We start from the raw sequence: 17,173 nt of genomic DNA on the forward strand, positions 1-17,173 counted from the left end.
GGCGGCTTTAAGCGCCCCGGAGGGTGTGAAAAGGGGCCTTTCCTGCCTTTTCGGGGCCCGGCCGCAGTCCTGCTGCGGGCGTCCGCGGGGCTTTTTCTCCGCTTTTCCTCTCGATGCTGTGGATAACTTTGTGCAAAAAAAAGAATAATTTCCCTAAGTGACTGAAGAAGCGGTACTTTTTCTGGAAGAGCGGATAATGGAAGTAAACATAAAAAAATAAAATAAAAACAATAACTTGCCAGAAATAATCAGGCTTCTTCGGGAGCGGGGGGGATAAAAAAGGGGCTTGACAAAACGGAAAAGAGGAAAACTGTGCAAAACTGCAGGCGTCAGATCCACAGGCTTTGGAAAAAGCGGAGCTGAAGCTCTCATTGCGCAGCGCCGGCGCGGGATTGAGCCGCGGTGTATGCTGAAAAGCCGGCGGCAGGCGTCCTTTCTCGCCGTCTCCATTACGGGAAAGCCATGGCTGATTTTTTCGATGCTGATTTTTTCGGAGCCGACGCGGCCGGATCCTCCGGGGTCCGCAGGCCCGCGGACGAGGCCTCGGGCCTGAGCGGGGCGGCCGGCAGGCCGCGGCCCGCCGCGCAGCCGGTCTTTTCGGTCTCGGCGGTGTGCCGCAGCTGGAGCACCTCGCTGCAGAGAAACTTCCCTCCGGCCTGGGTCGGCGGCGAGATCGCCTCCTTTACGCGCGCCGCGAGCGGGCACTGCTACTTTGAGCTCAAGGATGCCTCGGCGCAGCTGCGCTGCGTGATGTTCCGCGGCAGCGCGGCCAGCCTCGCCTTCAGACCCCAGTCGGGCGACCGCGTGGAGGTCTACGGGGCGCCTTCGATCTATGCCGCGCGCGGCAGCCTGCAGCTGCAGGTGACGCGGATGCGCAGGGCGGGGTTGGGAGAGCTCTACGAGCAGTTTCTCAGGCTGCGTGAGAGGCTCGCCCGGGAGGGGCTCTTCGAGGCCTCGCTCAAGCGTCCCCTGCCTTTCATGCCCGCGACGATCGGCATCGTCTCAAGTCTCGCCGCGGCCGGCCTGCGCGACGTCCTGAAAACTCTCGAGAGGCGCGCGCCCTACGCCTCGATCATCCTTTACCCGGCTTCGGTCCAAGGCTGCAGCGCTCCCGCCGAGATCGTGCAGGCCCTCGGGGAGGCGGGCAGGCGGTGCGAGGCTGACGTGCTGCTGCTCGTGCGCGGCGGAGGCTCCTTCGAGGATCTCGCCTGCTTCAACACCGAGGAGGTGGCACGCGCCGTGCGGGCCTCGCCGATTCCCGTCGTGACCGGCATCGGGCACGAGGTGGACACGACTCTGGCGGACCTCGCGGCCGATCTCCGGGCGGCCACGCCCACGGCCGCCGCCGAGCGGTGCGCGGCGGACGCCGGCGTTCTCGCCGCGCAGCTGCGGCAGCTCGCCTCAAGGCTGCGCGCCGCAGCCGACAGCGGGCTCAATGTCCGCTATCAGAGGCTTGACGGGGCCTCGGCGAGGCTGCGCCCACCCGGCTTTTTCCTGCGCCAGCGCCGCGAGCGGCTGGAGCGGCTCGCCGAACGGGCCCGCTCGATCGCGTCCGCCCGCCTGCAGTCCGAGGCCCTGAGGCTCTCGGAGCTTCGGAACGCGGCCGGCCGGGGCCTGAAGGATCAGGCGGCGGCCCGGGCCCAGGCCCTCGAGCGGTTCAGGGGAAGGCTGCTCGTCTGCGGCCGGGGCATCGCCGCGGAGCGCGGCGAAAGCCTGCAGGGGCTCGAGCTCAGGCTGGCGCGGGTGAAGCCGCGCACGGCCGGGCAGCAGGCGCGCCTCACGCAGGCCGAGGCCCGGCTGCGGCTGAGGCTCAGCGGCGGCTTTGAGCAGCGGCGGCGCCGCTTCGAGGCCCTGGAGGCCCGCTTCCTCGCCATGGATTTCCTGAAAGTGCTGGGCCGGGGCTTTGCCGTGGTGGTTTCGGAAGGCGGCGCCGTGAAAAGCGCCGCGTCGCTGAAGGCCGGCGGGAAAATCAGGCTGATTTTCCGCGACGGCGAGGCTCTTGCGACGGTTGACGGCGTGCGCCTCGGGGAGGGGCTGCGGATGATGACCGGCAGCCGGCGGGAATCCGGCTCCTAGCGCGGCAGCCCCTGCACGCGCACCCCGGGCTTCAGCCCCCGCTTCTCCAAGCTGCCCGCCGGCGCCTCGATGCCGTAGGCAGCGGGTTCGGGCGGGCAGTGCAGGTGGGACGAGAAGGGCTGCATCGGCTCCACGCTGATGACGCGCCCGTCCTCCGAGACAAAGGCGATGGAAAGAGGCGCGGGGGTGTCTTTCATCCACATGCACCATCCCGAGGGGTGCGGGAAGACAAACAGCATCGCGCGGCCGTCGGGCAGGGCGGGCCTGCCCATGAGGCCGCGCTCGAGCTGGGCGCGTGTGCGGGCGACTTCGGCCTCAAGGACCGACCCGGCCGCCTGCAGCCGGACGGTTTCCGCCGCCGGAGCGCTCCCGGCGGCCAGTCCCAGGGCCGCTGCTGCGGCGAGGCTTCGGAGGAACATTTTCGAGCATAAAAAAATCCGCCCCTTTCTCTGAAAGAAACGGGCGGATTCGAGACCTGAAGCAGCTTATTCGGCCGGGGTGATGTTGGCGGCCTGCTTGCCCTTCGGCCCTTCAACCACGTCGAACGTGACGCGCTGGCCTTCCTTCAGGGACTTGAAGCCGTCCATCTTGATCGCGGAGAAATGAGCGAAGAGATCCTCGCCCTTTTCATCCGGGGTAATGAAGCCGTAACCCTTGGCGTCATTAAACCACTTCACGGTACCAGTAGCCATTTGATAATTCTCCATCTGAAGCAAAAACCGCCCGGTTGCCCGACCATACGGGACGAACGGCGCAAACTTACCCGCGGAAAAGCCCGAAGGGTATGAGCAGCGAGCGTGATTACAGAGTACTGCTCATCAAGCTTACCGCACGAACTCAGACAATACGCCAACTGAAGAAAACTTGCACAAGGGAAGAGGGATTTAACTAATAAAAAAATATCTTTCGTCAGGGATTCTCGCTTTTTGACGGACCCCGGCCGGGCAAAAGGCTCACGCCCCTGCGTTTTTTTTAGCAGAATGGTGGAAGACGAAATCAATAGAGACCAGAAGCCTCAGCAACCGATCCCAGATGAGCAAGAAAGACAGAGAAGAAGAGACTGACTACGGCTGCCTCGCGCTTGCCGACAAAAAGACGCAGCTCAGGAGGCCGCGCCCGTGGTGCGTCTTTCTCCTGAACGACGACTACACGACCATGGATTTTGTGGTGAAGGTGCTGCGTTCGGTGTTCGGCCGCAGTCTCGAGGAGGCCGAGGCCATCATGATGAAAGTGCACCGCGAGGGCCGGGGGCTTGCGGGCGTCTACCCGCTGGACATCGCAGAGAGTCTGGCTGCCGAGACGATGCAAAAGGCCCGCGCGGCGGGCTTTCCCCTTCGCTGCGAGGTCAAGATACAGGGCGGAAAATGATAGACAAGCAGCTTGAAAAGAATTTTCAGAACGTCTTTATAGCCGCCTCGTCGGAAAAATGCCGGCTGATCACGGTCGAGGCCCTGCTGCGTGAACTGCTATCGAACGGCGGGGTCTACAGGGTGCTTGACGCCTGCGGCTGCGACATCGCGCGGCTGCGCTGCGAGCTCGACGAGTTCGTCCGCCGCCAGGTGCCGAAGCTGTCGGGGCCGGACGACGAGCCCCAGCCCTCGGTGGGCTTTCAGCGCGTGGTGGAAAGCGCCATGATGCATGTGCAGCAGTCCGAGCGGGCCGACGTCCTGCTGCATGGCGAAGACCTGCTGGTTGCGATCTTCGACGAGCCGGAGAGCTGGGCGGTGAGCTTTCTTACCGAGCAGGGGGTGACGAAGCTCAAAGTGACGGAGTGGCTGTGCCGCAACGGTTTTGCCGGCGGCCCGGACAGCCCCTGCCCCGAAGGCGGAGAAGAGAAGGAAGACGAAGCCGAAGCCGACGACGGCGCCGGCGAGTCTCCCTGCCGCGGCGCGCAGCATCGGCCCCCCAGGAGCCGGAGCGCCCTTGAGTCCTTTACCGTCAACCTCAATGAGAAGGCGAAGAAAGGCGGCCTCGATCCGCTGGTCGGCCGGGAGGAGGAAATCCGCCGGATGATCCAGATCCTCTGCCGGCGCAGGAAGAACAACCCGCTGCTTGTGGGCGAGGCGGGGGTCGGCAAGACGGCCCTGGCCGAGGGGCTGGCCGAGAGGATCGCCTCGGGCCGGGTGCCCTGCGTGCTCCGCAACCGCGTCGTGCGCTCGCTCAGCCTGGGCGGCCTCGTCGCTGGGACCAAGTACCGCGGGGACTTCGAGGCGAGGATCAAGGCCCTGCTCGACGAGGTGAAGGCGCACCCCGAAACGATCCTGTTCATAGACGAAATCCACAGCGTGATTGGGGCGGGCTCGAGCTCGAATTCGCAGTCCCTCGACGCGGCCGATCTCTTCAAGCCCGCGCTCTCCGACGGCAGCCTGTCGTGCATCGGCGCCACCACCTACGACGAGTACCGGCGCATTTTCGAAAAGGACCACGCCTTCTCGCGCCGCTTCCAGAAGGTGGACGTGAAGGAGCCGAGCGAGGAGGAGACCTTCGAGATCCTGAAGGGACTCAGGGGCCGTTTCGAGAAGTTCCACGGGATCGCCTACAGCGAGGAGGCGCTCCGGGCCGCGGTGAAGCTCTCGCAGCGCTACATCAGCGACCGGCGGCTGCCCGACAAGGCGATTGACGTCATCGATGAGGCGGGGGCCGCGCAGCGGCTCCTCGCCCCGGGGGACAAGCCCCCGGTGATCGGCCCCGGAGAGATCGCGGCCACCGTTTCCGCCATGGCCCGCGTGCCGGTGGACGCGGTGAGCGCGGGCGAGGCCGACCGCCTGAAGAGCCTGGGCGAGTCCATCCGCCGCGCGATCTACGGCCAGGACGAGGCGGTCGACGCCGTCGTGAGCGCGATCCGCCTCTCAAGGTCCGGGCTGGGTGGCCACGACCGCCCCGTGGGCAGCTTCCTGTTCACCGGCCCCACGGGCGTCGGGAAAACCGAACTCGCCCGGCAGCTCGCCCGCGCCCTCGGAGTGGAGCTCATCCGCTTTGACATGAGCGAATACGCGGAGCCCCATTCGGTAAGCCGCCTGATCGGGGCGCCTCCGGGCTACGTGGGCTTCGAGCAGGGCGGACTGCTCACGGACGCCGTGGCAAAGCAGCCCTACGCCGTGGTGCTGCTCGATGAAATCGAAAAGGCGCACCCCGACATCTACAACGTCCTGCTGCAGGTGATGGACCACGGGTCCCTCACCGACAACAACGGGCGGCACGCGGACTTTCGCAACGTCATCCTCATCATGACCTCGAACGCCGGAGCGAGGCTGGTCTCGAGAAACGTCATAGGATTCGGCGAGGCGGGCGGCGCAGGCGACGACACGGCGGAGATCAACCGCATCTTCCCGCCCGAGTTCCGCAACAGGCTTGACGCGATCGTGAGGTTCCATCCTCTCGCCGGGGAGCTCATCGCGAAAATCGTGGACAAGCTCCTTGCGGAACTCTCCGAGAGGCTCGCCGCGAAAAAAGTGCGCGCCGTCTTCACCCCGGCGCTCAGAAGCTTTCTCGCGGAAAAGGGGGTCGATCCCCGGATGGGCGCAAGGCCCATGCGCCGGCTGGTGCAGGACAGAGTCGAGCGGCTGCTGGCCGACGAGCTGCTGTTCGGGCGCCTGCAGAAGGGCGGCTTCGTCACCGTCGGATTCCAAGCCGGAGAGGTGACGCTGCGGTTCCCGCAGGAGGGCGGGGCCGCGCCCTCCGTGCGTGCGAAAAAAGCCCTCCGCGCTTAAAGCGCGGGCGGACGGCAGGGGAGGGGCTTCAGGACAGGCCCGTGGAGCCGAATCCTCCTTCGCCCCTGCTGCTTTTTTCGAAGCTGTCGACCACGTGGAGCTCCGGCTGGACCACAGGGACGATCACCAGCTGCGCGAGCCGCTCGAAGGGCTCGATCGTGAAGGCCGCGCCGCTCCGGTTCCAGGCCGAGATCATGAGTTCGCCCTGGTAGTCCGAATCGATCAGCCCCACGAGGTTGCCCAGCACGATGCCGTGCTTGTGCCCGAGGCCGGAGCGCGGCAGCACCAGGGCCGCGTAGCCGGGGTCCGCGATGTGGATGGCAAGCCCCGTGCGGACCAGCTCGGTCTGCCCGGGCTCGAGCGTAAGGGGCTGCTCGAGCATCGCCCGGAGGTCAACGCCCGCGCTGCCGCTTGTGGCGGGGCGGGGCAGGAAGGCGCGAATGCGCGGATCAAGAATTCGAAGGTCGATCTGCATGCTGTGAGGAAAGGAAAAAGAAGGTTTTAAAGAGGGAGGCGGCGCTCAGCCCTTGCTTTTCACCGCGCCCAGGAAGCCGAGGAAGGTGACCGCCATGCCGAGCAGCACGAGCTCCTCGCGGTCGAGCGCGCCGCCGATCGCAAAAAGCGTGAAACCGATGAAGGCCGTGAGGCCGCTGAAAGCGGCCATCGCCTGGCTGCGGCCCGCGTTCCGGGCGCGGCGCCGCATTTTCTCCTGGGGCGACTCCGGGACTGCCGGGCCGCCCGGGGCGGGGCCGGTCTCCGGGGCTCCGCCCGGCAGCGAGATCCGGGCGAGCTCCTCGAGCGCGGAGCGATGCCGCCGCGGCGCGGCCGGGGACGGCGAGCCCTGGGAGCCCGCGATCTGCAGCGGGTCCAGGTTTCTGATGCGGCCGGCCTGCAGCGCCTGCAGGTAAGCCACGTAATCGCCATGGGGCGGTTCAAGTCCAAAGGGATCGTTCATTCGCTTCTCACTTCGATTGAGGGGGGCTGCCCCACGCCTTCATCCTACTCCCCCGCCTGCGGCGGGGGAGGCTGAGGGGTCTCTACCGCCCGAGCGAGCCGGCCGCCCGGCGCAGAATGAACCGGGCCACTTCGTCCTTGCCCGCGGGGCCGAAGTTCTCGGTGCCTTCGCGGGTGACATAAAGAATCGTGTTGCGCTCCGAGCCTGCGGCCAGGTCGAAGCGGTTGCCGACGATCGCGTCGGCCTTCTTCACTTCAAGCTTCCTGCGCGCCCGCTTCTCGAGTTCGCCCGTCTCGGCCGCAAAGCCGATCGTATAGGGGCGGCACTCAGGGTTCAGGGCGCCCACCTCGGCCAGAATGTCAGGATTTTCAACAAGCCTGATTTCCGGGGCCGCGTCCGTCTTGCGAAGCTTCTCCGCAGCCGCGCTGGCGGGCCTCCAGTCGCTCACGGCGGCCACGGACACGAAAAGCGCGGTCCCGGGCAGATGCCCGATCACCGCGTCGCGCATCTCCTGCGCGGTTTCGACGTCGATGCGCGTGACGCCCGCGGGGGTCTCAAGCGCGCAGGGGCCGGCGACGAGCGTGACGGCCGCGCCCGCCCGCGCGGCCTCGCGCGCGATCTCGAAGCCCTGGCGGCCGCTCGAGCGGTTGGTGAGGATCCGCACCGGGTCGATCGGCTCGGCCGTCGGCCCGGCCGTCACCAGCACCCGCCGCCCCCGGAGGAATTTTTCTGAAAAGAAGCCGATCACCCGCTCGAGGATTTCGCCGGGCTCGAGCATCCTGCCCGGGCCGGTGTCGCCGCAGGCGAGCCCGCCCGAGGCCGGCCCCCAGACGAGGCTGCCGTCCTCGGCGAGCTGCTCGATGTTTCTCAGGTTCGGGGGATTGCGCCACATGCGCTCGTTCATCGCCGGCGCGAAGGCCGCCGGGCAGCGCCGGGCGGCAAACAGCGTGCTCACGAGATCGTCTGCGATGCCCAGGGCGGCCTTGGCGATGATGTTGGCGGTTGCGGGCGCCACAAGAAGCAGCGACGCCCCCTCGGTGGCCGTGATGTGAGGCATCGCTGCGCCGCGGCCGTCCCACTCCGAGACGGCGGCGGGGTGCCCGCTGAGCGCCTCGAAGGTGAGCGGCGTCACAAAGCGCGCCGCCTCCGCGGTCATCACCACGGAGACATCGGCTCCGTTTTTCTTCAGCAGCCGCACGAGCTCGCAGCTTTTGTAGGCGGCGATGCCGCCGGTGACGGCAAGCACGATGCGGCGGTTCTCTAGGATCGGCATGGAAGTCACTCCCGGCCGCCGGCTGCGGCGGCCACGGTCATGGGAAAAGTCCCTTAAAGGCGCGCGCTTCGGGCAGGCGCCTTCAAGGCAGCGCGAGGGCCTTTTCAGCGGCGGCGCGAAACGGTGTAGTCGATGATCGTCTCGAGCGCGTCCCGGTAGGGGCTCGCCGGCAGGGACTGCAGAGCCTGCTTGCCGGCCCGGGCCTCCTGCGCGGCCCGCTCGAGCGAGGCGTCAAGCGCCCCGGTTTCGCGCACGATCGCGCTGATCGCCTCGAAGTCGCCGTGGCCCCTGCGGACCGCCTCCTCGATCAGCGAGCGCTTTTCGGGCTGCGCGCGCTGCATGGCGTATATGAGCGGCAGCGTCACCTTGCCTTCCTCGAGGTCGGCCCCAAGGTTCTTGCCGGTCACGGCCGCATCGCCCGCGTAGTCGAGGTAGTCGTCGGCGATCTGGAAGGCGTAGCCCAGGCGCCGGGCGTATTCCGCGAGGGCCTTTTCCTGTTCTTCGGAGGCCGCGGCGACCGAGCAGGCAATGAGCGAGGCGCACTCGAAGAGGCAGGCGGTCTTGCGCTCGATCACCTGGTAGTAGCGTTCGATTCCAACGCCCGGGTCGTGCGCGTTGTCCATCTGCAGGACTTCGCCCTCGGCCAGGCGGTTGGCGGCCGCGGCGATTTCGGCCATCGCCCGGAGGTTTGCGGTCTTCACCATCATCTGGAAGGCGCGGGTGTAGAGGAAGTCGCCCACGAGCACCGCGGTCGAGTTGTCCCAGCGGGCGTTCGCGGTGGGTTTGCCGCGCCTCATGTCGGCCTCGTCCACCACGTCGTCGTGCATCAGCGTCGCGGTGTGCAGGATCTCGATCACGGCTCCGAGGTACACGGGCTTGTCGCCCGTGCAGCCGAGGGCTCCCGCCGACAGCAGCACGAGAGCGGGGCGCATGCGCTTGCCCCCAGAGCTCGTGATGTAATCGGCGACTTCGGCGACACGGCGGATTTCGCTGCCCAGCTCGCGGTGGATGGTCTCGTCGACCCGCTTCATGTCGGGGGCGATGAGGTTCATGGCGGCTTTCAGGCCGGCTCTGGAGATGATGTTTTTCAGCATGATGAAGGCATTATACGAAGTTTGCGGCGCTTCCCGCCGCAGCGCTGCGCGCAGCAAAAAAACGCCTCCGGGAATACCGGAGGCGTCGGGCCGGGCTGCAAAAGCGCGGGCGTCCGCCCGCCGTCAGCTGCGGCCGCCTTTGAGCTCCTTCCAGCACAGCAGCGCCACTCCGGCCACGATGGCCGCGTCGGCGATGTTGAACGCGGGCCAGTGCAGCGCCCCGATGTGGAAGTCGAGAAAGTCCGTGACGGCGCCCGCGAGCAGCCGGTCGGCGAGGTTGCCGAGCGCGCCCCCGATCACAAGCGCGCAGCCCGTGCACAGCAGGGCGTCCGTCCGGTGCCTGAGGATCAGCGCGCCGAGGAAGGCGGAAATGCCGACGGCGGCCGCGCCGAAGAAAAGCTGCTGCCAGCCGCCCGCGTCGGCGAGAAACGAGAAGGCGGAGCCGGTGTTGCGCAGCAGCACGAGGCTGAAGAATCCCGTCACCTCGATCCATCCGTCGGCGAGCGCGGCGTTTGCCCAGGCCTTGGCGGCCTGGTCGGCCGCAAAGACCGCCAGGGCGATCAGAAACCAGCGGGCCGCGCCGCCTGTCCTGCTGCTCGGTTGCATCGGCTGTCCTCCGGGGCTTCAGGCCTTCGTGCGGGTCTCTCCCGCCCCGAAGAGGTTCTCGATGCAGCGCGGGCAGAGGTCCGGATGGGCGGCGTTGGAGCCGACGTCCTCCTCATAGTGCCAGCAGCGCAGGCATTTCTTCGCGCGGCTGGCCTCGGCGGTGCAGGTCGTGGGAGAGCCTTCGGCGCCCTGCCGGAGTTCGGCGCGGCTTGTCACCATGACGAACTTCAGCTCGTCGCCCAGGCCTGCAAGCGCCTTGTAGGTGTCGCCCGAAGCAGAAATGCAGACGTTCGCCTGCAGCGACGAGCCCACCGCTCCGGTTCCACGCAGGTCCTCCACCGTCTTCTGCACGACGGCGCGGGCCTCGCGGATGAGGGCCCAGCGCGCGATCAGCTCGTCGGCCCCTGGAATCTCGGGCAGCCTGTGGTGCGTCTCGGTGAAGATCGTGCCGGACTCGTTCGGGCTGAAGACCGCGAAGGCCTCCTCGGCGGTGAAGGTGAGCACCGGGGCCATGAGCCGCAGGTAGCTCGCCGTGATGTGCCACAGCGCGGTCTGAGCCGAGCGGCGGGCGAGGCTCTTCGCCCCGCATGTGTAGAGCCTGTCCTTGAGGATGTCGAGGTAGAAGCTGCCCAGGTCGTCGGAGGCGAAGGAGTGAAGCCTCGAGACCATCGTGTGGAACTCGCAGCGGTCCGCGTCGGCGATCACGTCGCGCTGCAGCTGCGCGGCGCGCGCGAGCGCCCAGCGGTCGATGTCGAGCATCTGCTCGACCGGAACGGCGTCGCGCTCGATGTCGAAGTCGCTCGTGTTGGCCAGCAGGAACCGCAGCGTGTTGCGGATGCGCCGGTAGGAGTCGACGACGCCCTTCAGGATGGTCTTGCCGAGGCGCAGCTCCCCGGTGTAGTCGGTGGAGGCGACCCACAGGCGCAGGATCTCAGCCCCGAACTTGTCGGAGATCTCCTGCGGGCGGACGACGTTGCCCTTCGACTTGGACATTTTCTCGCCGTTCTCGTCCACCGTGAAGCCGTGGGTGAGCAGCGCGTTGTAGGGCGGGCGGCCGTCGAGCATCGAGGCGGTGAGCAGCGAGCTGTGGAACCAGCCGCGGTGCTGGTCGGAGCCTTCAAGGTACATGTCGGCCGGGAAGCCGAGGTCGTCCTTGTGGCTGCCGCGCATCACCGTGTAGTGCGTGGTGCCCGAGTCAAACCAGACGTCGAGCGTGTTGTTGGTCTTCTCGTAGAGCTTCGCCTCGTCCGCGGGCATGAAGTCCTCGGCTTTCGCCGTAGTCCAGATCTCGATGCCGCCTTTTTCGACCTTCCTGGCGACCTCTTCCATGATTTCGAGCGTGCGCGGATGCAGCTCCCCGGTCGCCTTGTTCACGAAGAAGGGCATCGGCACGCCCCAGGTCCTCTGGCGCGACAGGCACCAGTCGGGGCGGTTCGCGATCATGGCGTGCAGCCGGTTGTAGCCCCAGGGCGGATAGAACTTCGTCGCGTCCACTCCGCGCAGCGCGATCTCGCGCAGCGGCTCGGGCTCGGGGGCGCCCTCGGGCTGCAGCACGCCCCTGGTGTCGGGCGTCGAGCGGTCCATTCTCACGAACCACTGGGAGGTGGCCCTGAAGATGAGCGGCGTCTTGTGGCGCCAGCAGTGCATGTAGCTGTGGACGATCGAGTCCTCGTTGAGCAGGTTGCCGGCAAGCCGCAGCATGTCGAGCACCTTGCGGCCGGCCTTCCAGATGTTCATGCCGCCGAAAAGCGGCAGCGAGGCCGCGTAGGTGCCGTCGTTCTGCACGGGGCTCAGGATTTCGTCGTTCTTCATCCCGTAGGCCTTGCAGGTGTTGAAGTCGTCCACGCCGTAGGCGGGAGCGGAGTGCACGATGCCCGTGCCGGCGGTGGCGTCGACGTACTCGGCCAGGTAGACGGGCGAGCAGCGGTCGTAGCCCTTGTCCATCTGCGCGAGGGGATGGCGGAAGCGGATCAGCTCGAGCGAGCGGCCCTTCGTGACGGCCAGCGTCCGGCCGGTCATGCCATAGCGCTTGAGGGCCTCTGCGGCCAGCTTCTCGCACAGGATGAGCAGCCTGTCGCCCGTGTCGATCAGGGCGTAGTCGAGATCGGGGTGGACGTTGAGGGCCTGGTTGGCCGGAATGGTCCAGGGCGTCGTGGTCCAGATCACGGCCGCGGCGGGCTTCGTGACGGCGACGCCGAAGGCTTTCTCGAGCTTCGCGCGGTCCTCTTCAAGCAGCGGGAAGGCGACGTCGAGCGTGGGGCTCTTGATGTCCTTGTACTCGACCTCGGCCTCGGCCAGCGCGCTCTGGCAGTCGAAGCACCAGTTGACGGGCTTCAGGCCGCGGTAGACGTACCCCTTGGCCATGATCTTCGCGAGGGCGCGGATTTCCGCCGCCTCGGTCTCGTGGCGCAGCGTGAGGTACGGGTGGCCCCAGTCGGCGAGCACGCCGAGCCGCTTGAAGTCCTTCATCTGGCGCGCCACCTGCTCGTGGGCGTAGGCGCGGCACTTGCTCTGGCGCTCCAGAACGGGGATGTTCTTCCCGTACTGCTTTTCGATCTGGATCTCGATGGGCATGCCGTGGCAGTCCCAGCCCGGCACGTAGGGCACGTCATAGCCCTCGAGCAGCTTCGACTTGTTGATGATGTCCTTCAGGATCTTGTTAACAGCGTGGCCGAGGTGGATGTCGCCGTTCGCATACGGGGGGCCGTCGTGCAGGATGAACTTCTTCGCTCCCTGGCGGGCCCGCCGCACCACGTGGTAGAGGTCCTTGCGGTCCCACTCGTCGATCCAGCGCGGTTCGCGCTGGGGAAGGTTTCCGCGCATCGGAAACGGCGTATCCGGCAGGTTGAGCGGATACTTCCTCGTCTGATTGTCGCTGTTGGCCATGTTCTGTTAATCTCCCGGCCCCCTCGGGCTCTTCGGTTGGATTAAGTGTTGGAGGGACGCTCTGTGAAGGCCCGGCCGGGGTCTTCCTGCGTCTCCGAGAAAAAGGCGCGGGCCGCAGCCTCGTCGCCCCTGATGCCGGCCCTGAGCTCCTCAAGGCCGGAAAACTTGCGATTGTCCCGCAGCCTGCGCACGAGCCGCACCTGGATCATCCGGCCGTAGGCGTCGCCCCTCCAGTCGAGCACGTTCGTCTCGCAGGTGTAGCGCAGCCGCTCGCCCAGCGTCGGGCGGCAGCCGATGCTTGTGATGCTGGGCAGGGGCCGGTCGGCCAGCCCGCAGACCCAGGAAGCGAACACCCCCTCGGCGGCAGGCCTGGCGCGGCAGCCGGGCGGCAGCGGCCTCAGGTTGAGGGTGGGGAAGCCGAGCTTTCGGCCCATTTCCTCGCCGTGCCCGACGCGGCCCGTGATCGTGCAGGGGTGCCCCATCAGGCGCTCGGCCTCCTCGAGATTCCCGGCGGCAAGCAGCGCGCGAAGCCTCGAAGAGGAGACGCAGTCGCCGTCCTCGCGCAGCACTTCGGGCGCGAACACCTCGATGCCGAGCGGCGCGCACAGCCGCCGCAGGTCGCCGGCCGTGCCGCAGCCACGGCGCCCGAAGGAAAAGTTCGAGCCCACGGCGACGAAGACCGCGTGCAGCTTCTCCTTGAGAATGCCGCTCACGAACTGCTCGGGGGTCATGTCCGCGAACGCGCGGTCGAAGCGCGCGACGCAGGCCATCTCCGAGCCGTAGCGGGAGAAAAGCGCGATTTTGTCGCGCAGGGTCGAGATGCGGGCCGGAGCGCTGTCCGGGCAGAAGAACTCCTTCGGGTGCGGCTCGAAGGTGAGCGCGCAGGCCGTGACCCCGGGGTGCGCAGCGGCGTAGTCCGCTGCGCCGCGCAGCAGCACCTGGTGGCCGCGGTGCACGCCGTCGAAATTGCCGATCGCGACGGCCGTGCGGGCCGCGGCGCGCTGCGGGGGGAAGCCTAGGAAGACCTTCATGGGAAAGGAAACTGCGTCCGTTTCTGTGGGAACAAAGAGCAAACATTATACCGGCCGCGGAGTTCGTCTGCGCAGTGCCGGCCCGGCCTTCCGTTACAATATCGGCATTATGAAAAACATCGTCATTTTGATTTCCGGCCGAGGCTCCAACTTCGAGGCGATTCTGCGCGCAAGCCGCGAGCAGCGCTGGGAGCAGAACCCGGGGGCCCGCATCGCCGCGGTCATCTCCAACCGACCCGGCGCCCGCGGGCTGGAGACGGCCCGGCGCGAGGGGATCCCCGCGGTCGCCGTGGACCACAAGCTCTACCCGACCCGCGAGGCCTTCGAGGAGCGTCTGGCCCAGGAGGTCGACCGGTTCGAGCCCGACCTCATCGTGCTCGCCGGCTTCATGCGGATTCTCACCGAACGGTTCGTTGCGCCGCGCGAGGGGAAGATCCTCAACATCCATCCGGCGCTGCTGCCGCTCTTCAAGGGCCTGGACACGCACCAGAGGGCGATCGACGCGGGCGTGCGCGTCCACGGCTCGACCGTCCACTTCGTGTCCGCGGCGCTTGACGGCGGAGCCATCATCGGGCAGGCCGTCGTGCCGGTGCTGCCGAGCGACACCGCCGAGACCCTGGCCGCACGCGGGCTCGAGCTGGAGCACGTGCTCTATCCGCGCGTGTGCCGCGCGGTGCTCGAAGGCCGCGTCCGCCTCGAGGACGGCCGCGCGGTGATGGACGACGACACCGCCCGGGAGCTTGCGATTTTCGCCTGAACGGCTTTTCGTGCTTTTGTTCAGGAAACTTGTTTTCTTCGGCCGCCCGCTTTCCGCCCTGATCGGGAAAGAGGCGGCCTGCATTTTTGCATTCTGGAGGCTTTGAGCTATGGGCATGCCCGGACAGCGGAACAGACACTTCGAGGGGAGAGCCGTGGCGCGCGGCAAAGGACGCGGCGCCACCCGTCCCCGGGCAGCGGGCGCGGGGCGGCCGGGCGGCGGCCGCGGCCCCCGCAGCGAGGTTGTGGGAACGCCGTTCATCGTGGGGCACCTCGCCGACGCGCTGCACATGGTGCTCAAGCTCGACGGCCCGGCCGACGTGCTGCTGTCGCTTTATTTCAGAAAAAACCACGAGCTCGGGTCGCGCGACCGCGGCCTCGTGGCTGAAACCGTGTACTACGCGCTGCGGCACCTCGCCTCGATCGCCTGGGCGATGGCGCCGGCCGTGCCCGAGCGCTCGCCCCGGCTTGTCGCCCTGGTGGCGATCGCCCTGCGCTTTGGCCGCAGGGAGCTCTCCGAGGCCGCCGCGGGGCGCGACGCCGCCGCGGTCGATGCGGTGCTCGCAAAGGACGTCGGGCAGGCCCCGGCCCCGGTGCGCGCGGAGCTGCCCGACTGGCTCTACGACAGGATCAAGGCGCAGTACCCCGACGCCGAGGCCTTCTTCCGCGCGATCGCCCAGCCCGCGCCGCTCGACCTGCGCGTGAACTCCCTCAAGGCCGACCCGAAGTCCGTCGCGGAGGAGTTCGCCGAGCGCGGCGTGCAGGCCTCCCCGATGCACTACTCGCCCGACGGGCTGAGGCTCGCCGAGAAGGTGGGCATCGGCTCTTGGCCCGTCTACCGCGAGGGCCGCGTCGACATCCAGGACGAGGGCAGCCAGCTCATCGCGAGGCTGCTCGCGCCTTGCCGCAGGCTGATGGTCTGCGACTTCTGCGCGGGCGCGGGCGGAAAGACCCTCGCGATCGGGGCGCTCATGAAGTCAACCGGATCGCTCTACGCCTTCGACGTGAACGCCAAACGGCTCGCCGGCATGGTGCCCAGGCTCCGCCGCTCGGGCCTCACCAACGTGCACCCGATTGCGATCCGCGATGAGTACGACCGCAGGCTCGGCCGCCTAATCGGAAAATTCGACCGCGTGCTGGTCGACGCCCCGTGCACCGGCACGGGGACGCTGCGGCGCAACCCCGACCTGCGCTGGAGGCTCTCGGTGGCGGAGCTTGAGCGCATCAACGCGGTCCAGGCCTCCGTGATCCGCTCGGCGGCCCGCCTCGTGAAAAAAGGCGGGCGGCTCGTCTACGCGACCTGCTCGGTGCTGCGCGAGGAGAACCAGGCGGTGATCGAGGCGTTCCTCGCCGAGCACCCGGAGTTCGAGCTGCGGAGCGCCCCGGACATTCTCGCCGCCCAGAAGGTGCCTTTCACAAGCGAAGAGCGCGAGAGGATGGGCAGCTACTTTGTCATGCTCCCGCAGGCCAACTCCACCGACGGCTTTTTCTCCGCGGTGCTTGAGCGGGTGGCCGAGGACCCGGCGCGGGCCGCGCATGAGGGCGGGGCCCTCCGCGGCCGCTGAAAAAAAGGGGCCCGCCCGGAAGGGAGGGCGGGCGCTTTTTTGAAACATGTGCGATCGGGTAGAGAGTGACCTCACGGTCACTCCCTCCTACACCGCATTGCCCCAGTGAGGGCTGCGGACATGCCGTTCGGCATCCGGCGGTTTTCAAACGTAAGAGGCGGGCTTACTGCATACGGCCTCTGCTGACTTCCTTGGCGATATGCCTTGGCCTCTCGACCGAGGCAGCCCTGCGGCATCGTCAAGGATCTCCCCAGGTCTCACACGTGCGCTTTGCGTCCTGTCTGCTGGATCTACGCCGGCTCTTTCCGTATCAATATGGGGGTAACAGAATCTGGCCTGCTCTCCCGGAGTCGCCGCCTCATATCCAGTTCCTGTTCGTCAGGCTGACGTTTTGCTATCGGCTTCCTTCATCAGTTTGTTACCTCCCTGACTCTGCCGAGTCGCTAGTCCTTCCCTCGATCGGGCGGACGGTGGACTTTCACCACTGGTCACACGTGCGCTGCTGGGCGCACCACAAAAAAACCGGATGGGCGAGCCATCCGGTTTTGTGAGGAAACTGCAGCCCGGAATTACTTGAGCTTGGTTTCCTTGTAGATCACGTGCTTGCGGGCCACCGGGTCATACTTGCTGAATTCCAGCTTGCCCGTGGTGGTGCGCTTGTTCTTCGTGGTCGTATAGAAGTGACCGGTACCGGCGGTCGACTCCAGCTTGATCTTTTCGCGATTTCCCTTTGCCATGGTGAAGCTCCTGAATTACATCTCACCGCGGGCGCGGAGATCCGCTAAAACCGCATCGATACCAACCTTGTCAACCGTCCGCAGACCCGCCGTCGTCAAACGCAGGCGGACCCAACGGTTTTCGCTCTCAACCCAGAAACGACGATACTGCAGGTTGGGCATGAAGCGACGCTTGGTTTTATTGTTCGCGTGCGAGACGGTATGGCCGACCATCGGCGCCTTGCCGGTGACTTGACACACTCGTGCCATCGCTATCTCCAGTTCAAAATGATTAAAAAACGCCGGGTGCTGAGGAAGCAAAAGTCATCTCGCACGCAATGGCGTTGCTGAAAACATTAATTATACGTCAAAAAATATTTATTTGCCACAAAGCGGCAACTGCTCCTCCGGGCCCGCGGCGAAGTGCCTCTCCTGCGGCCGGAATTTTTCAACGCGGGTCGGATTGTATACGAACGGAGGCGATCGCGCATCAGGAGGAATACTG

Annotated in this window: 16 protein-coding genes; 5 read left to right on the plus strand and 11 right to left on the minus strand. The window is 66.7% G+C overall.

The genetic code is table 11. From position 1 onward, the window contains the following. The first annotated feature begins 462 nt into the window (after positions 1-462). Positions 463-2,076 (plus strand): exodeoxyribonuclease VII large subunit, encoded by a 1,614-nt coding sequence (xseA, locus tag MAF45_RS09940; RefSeq protein WP_237980257.1) that lies wholly within the window; start codon positions 463-465, stop codon positions 2,074-2,076. Here xseA and MAF45_RS09945 read toward each other — a convergent pair. Together MAF45_RS09945 and cspD are read right to left on the minus strand one after the other, a co-directional pair. Continuing rightward, positions 2,073-2,495, minus strand: a complete 423-nt coding sequence (locus MAF45_RS09945) for a DUF192 domain-containing protein (protein WP_237980259.1) — start codon at positions 2,493-2,495, stop codon at positions 2,073-2,075. The two genes, xseA and MAF45_RS09945, sit on opposite strands and share 4 nt — an antisense overlap. Before the next feature lie 66 nt (positions 2,496-2,561). After that, complete coding sequence (gene cspD, locus MAF45_RS09950) at positions 2,562-2,768, minus strand: cold shock domain-containing protein CspD (protein WP_237980261.1); 207 nt, start codon at positions 2,766-2,768, stop codon at positions 2,562-2,564. Between the two features lie 340 nt (positions 2,769-3,108). On the opposite strand from cspD, the gene MAF45_RS09955 reads away from it, so the two are divergent. Continuing rightward, the gene (locus MAF45_RS09955; RefSeq protein WP_237980263.1) at positions 3,109-3,444 is read left to right on the plus strand and encodes an ATP-dependent Clp protease adaptor ClpS; all 336 of its coding nucleotides are present in this window, start codon (positions 3,109-3,111) and stop codon (positions 3,442-3,444) included. Beyond that, a complete protein-coding gene (locus MAF45_RS09960; protein ID WP_237980266.1) occupies positions 3,441-5,786 on the plus strand; it encodes an AAA family ATPase in 2,346 nt (781 codons plus the stop codon). Before MAF45_RS09955 ends, MAF45_RS09960 begins: the two co-directional genes overlap by 4 nt. Before the next feature lie 28 nt (positions 5,787-5,814). On the opposite strand, the gene dut is transcribed toward MAF45_RS09960, so the two are convergent. The 7 genes from dut to MAF45_RS09995 all read right to left on the minus strand — a co-directional run bounded on the left by dut (position 5,815) and on the right by MAF45_RS09995 (position 13,631). Beyond that, positions 5,815-6,261 (minus strand): dUTP diphosphatase, encoded by a 447-nt coding sequence (gene dut, locus MAF45_RS09965; protein WP_237980268.1) that lies wholly within the window; start codon positions 6,259-6,261, stop codon positions 5,815-5,817. A 45-nt stretch (positions 6,262-6,306) separates the two neighbouring features. Further along, positions 6,307-6,741, minus strand: a complete 435-nt coding sequence (locus MAF45_RS09970) for a hypothetical protein (RefSeq protein WP_237980270.1) — start codon at positions 6,739-6,741, stop codon at positions 6,307-6,309. Between the two features lie 82 nt (positions 6,742-6,823). Next, a complete protein-coding gene (gene coaBC / locus MAF45_RS09975; RefSeq protein WP_237980271.1) occupies positions 6,824-8,014 on the minus strand; it encodes a bifunctional phosphopantothenoylcysteine decarboxylase/phosphopantothenate--cysteine ligase CoaBC in 1,191 nt (396 codons plus the stop codon). Positions 8,015-8,118: 104 nt separating this feature from the next. Then, positions 8,119-9,108, minus strand: a complete 990-nt coding sequence (locus tag MAF45_RS09980; protein ID WP_237980273.1) for a polyprenyl synthetase family protein — start codon at positions 9,106-9,108, stop codon at positions 8,119-8,121. Between the two features lie 123 nt (positions 9,109-9,231). Further along, complete coding sequence (lspA, locus tag MAF45_RS09985) at positions 9,232-9,714, minus strand: signal peptidase II (RefSeq protein WP_237980275.1); 483 nt, start codon at positions 9,712-9,714, stop codon at positions 9,232-9,234. 18 nt (positions 9,715-9,732) lie between these two features. Next, entirely contained in the window at positions 9,733-12,600 is a 2,868-nt protein-coding gene (gene ileS / locus MAF45_RS09990) for an isoleucine--tRNA ligase (protein ID WP_237980277.1), read from the minus strand. Positions 12,601-12,641: 41 nt separating this feature from the next. After that, positions 12,642-13,631: a bifunctional riboflavin kinase/FAD synthetase gene (locus tag MAF45_RS09995; protein WP_237980279.1), complete on the minus strand. Its 990-nt coding sequence runs from the start codon at positions 13,629-13,631 to the stop codon at positions 12,642-12,644. 109 nt (positions 13,632-13,740) lie between these two features. Here MAF45_RS09995 and purN point away from each other — a divergent pair, with 109 nt between their 5' ends. Together purN and MAF45_RS10005 are read left to right on the plus strand one after the other, a co-directional pair. Further along, on the plus strand, positions 13,741-14,388 hold the full coding sequence (gene purN / locus MAF45_RS10000; protein WP_237980281.1) for a phosphoribosylglycinamide formyltransferase: 648 nt from the start codon (positions 13,741-13,743) through the stop codon (positions 14,386-14,388). Positions 14,389-14,542: 154 nt separating this feature from the next. Beyond that, positions 14,543-15,952: an RsmB/NOP family class I SAM-dependent RNA methyltransferase gene (locus tag MAF45_RS10005; protein ID WP_237980283.1), complete on the plus strand. Its 1,410-nt coding sequence runs from the start codon at positions 14,543-14,545 to the stop codon at positions 15,950-15,952. Between the two features lie 569 nt (positions 15,953-16,521). On the opposite strand, the gene rpmG is transcribed toward MAF45_RS10005, so the two are convergent. Together rpmG and rpmB are read right to left on the minus strand one after the other, a co-directional pair. Then, complete coding sequence (rpmG, locus tag MAF45_RS10010; protein WP_237980285.1) at positions 16,522-16,689, minus strand: 50S ribosomal protein L33; 168 nt, start codon at positions 16,687-16,689, stop codon at positions 16,522-16,524. A 15-nt stretch (positions 16,690-16,704) separates the two neighbouring features. Continuing rightward, complete coding sequence (rpmB, locus tag MAF45_RS10015; RefSeq protein WP_237980287.1) at positions 16,705-16,938, minus strand: 50S ribosomal protein L28; 234 nt, start codon at positions 16,936-16,938, stop codon at positions 16,705-16,707. Positions 16,939-17,173 lie beyond the last annotated feature (235 nt).

Origin of the sequence: Mesosutterella porci (genome assembly GCF_022134585.1) — a bacterium.
GTDB classification, from domain to species: Bacteria; Pseudomonadota; Gammaproteobacteria; order Burkholderiales; family Burkholderiaceae_F; genus Mesosutterella; species Mesosutterella porci.

Coding starts and splice junctions, on each gene's coding strand:
- MAF45_RS09980 (WP_237980273.1), bottom strand. CDS start 9,108: ATGCTGAAAAACATCATCTCCAGAGCCGGCCTGAAAGCCGCCATGAAC.
- cspD (WP_237980261.1), bottom strand. CDS start 2,768: ATGGCTACTGGTACCGTGAAGTGGTTTAATGACGCCAAGGGTTACGGC.
- purN (WP_237980281.1), top strand. CDS start 13,741: ATGAAAAACATCGTCATTTTGATTTCCGGCCGAGGCTCCAACTTCGAG.
- dut (WP_237980268.1), bottom strand. CDS start 6,261: ATGCAGATCGACCTTCGAATTCTTGATCCGCGCATTCGCGCCTTCCTG.
- rpmG (WP_237980285.1), bottom strand. CDS start 16,689: ATGGCAAAGGGAAATCGCGAAAAGATCAAGCTGGAGTCGACCGCCGGT.
- rpmB (WP_237980287.1), bottom strand. CDS start 16,938: ATGGCACGAGTGTGTCAAGTCACCGGCAAGGCGCCGATGGTCGGCCAT.
- MAF45_RS09960 (WP_237980266.1), top strand. CDS start 3,441: ATGATAGACAAGCAGCTTGAAAAGAATTTTCAGAACGTCTTTATAGCC.
- MAF45_RS09995 (WP_237980279.1), bottom strand. CDS start 13,631: ATGAAGGTCTTCCTAGGCTTCCCCCCGCAGCGCGCCGCGGCCCGCACG.
- ileS (WP_237980277.1), bottom strand. CDS start 12,600: ATGGCCAACAGCGACAATCAGACGAGGAAGTATCCGCTCAACCTGCCG.
- MAF45_RS09955 (WP_237980263.1), top strand. CDS start 3,109: ATGAGCAAGAAAGACAGAGAAGAAGAGACTGACTACGGCTGCCTCGCG.
- coaBC (WP_237980271.1), bottom strand. CDS start 8,014: ATGCCGATCCTAGAGAACCGCCGCATCGTGCTTGCCGTCACCGGCGGC.
- lspA (WP_237980275.1), bottom strand. CDS start 9,714: ATGCAACCGAGCAGCAGGACAGGCGGCGCGGCCCGCTGGTTTCTGATC.
- MAF45_RS09945 (WP_237980259.1), bottom strand. CDS start 2,495: ATGTTCCTCCGAAGCCTCGCCGCAGCAGCGGCCCTGGGACTGGCCGCC.
- MAF45_RS09970 (WP_237980270.1), bottom strand. CDS start 6,741: ATGAACGATCCCTTTGGACTTGAACCGCCCCATGGCGATTACGTGGCT.
- xseA (WP_237980257.1), top strand. CDS start 463: ATGGCTGATTTTTTCGATGCTGATTTTTTCGGAGCCGACGCGGCCGGA.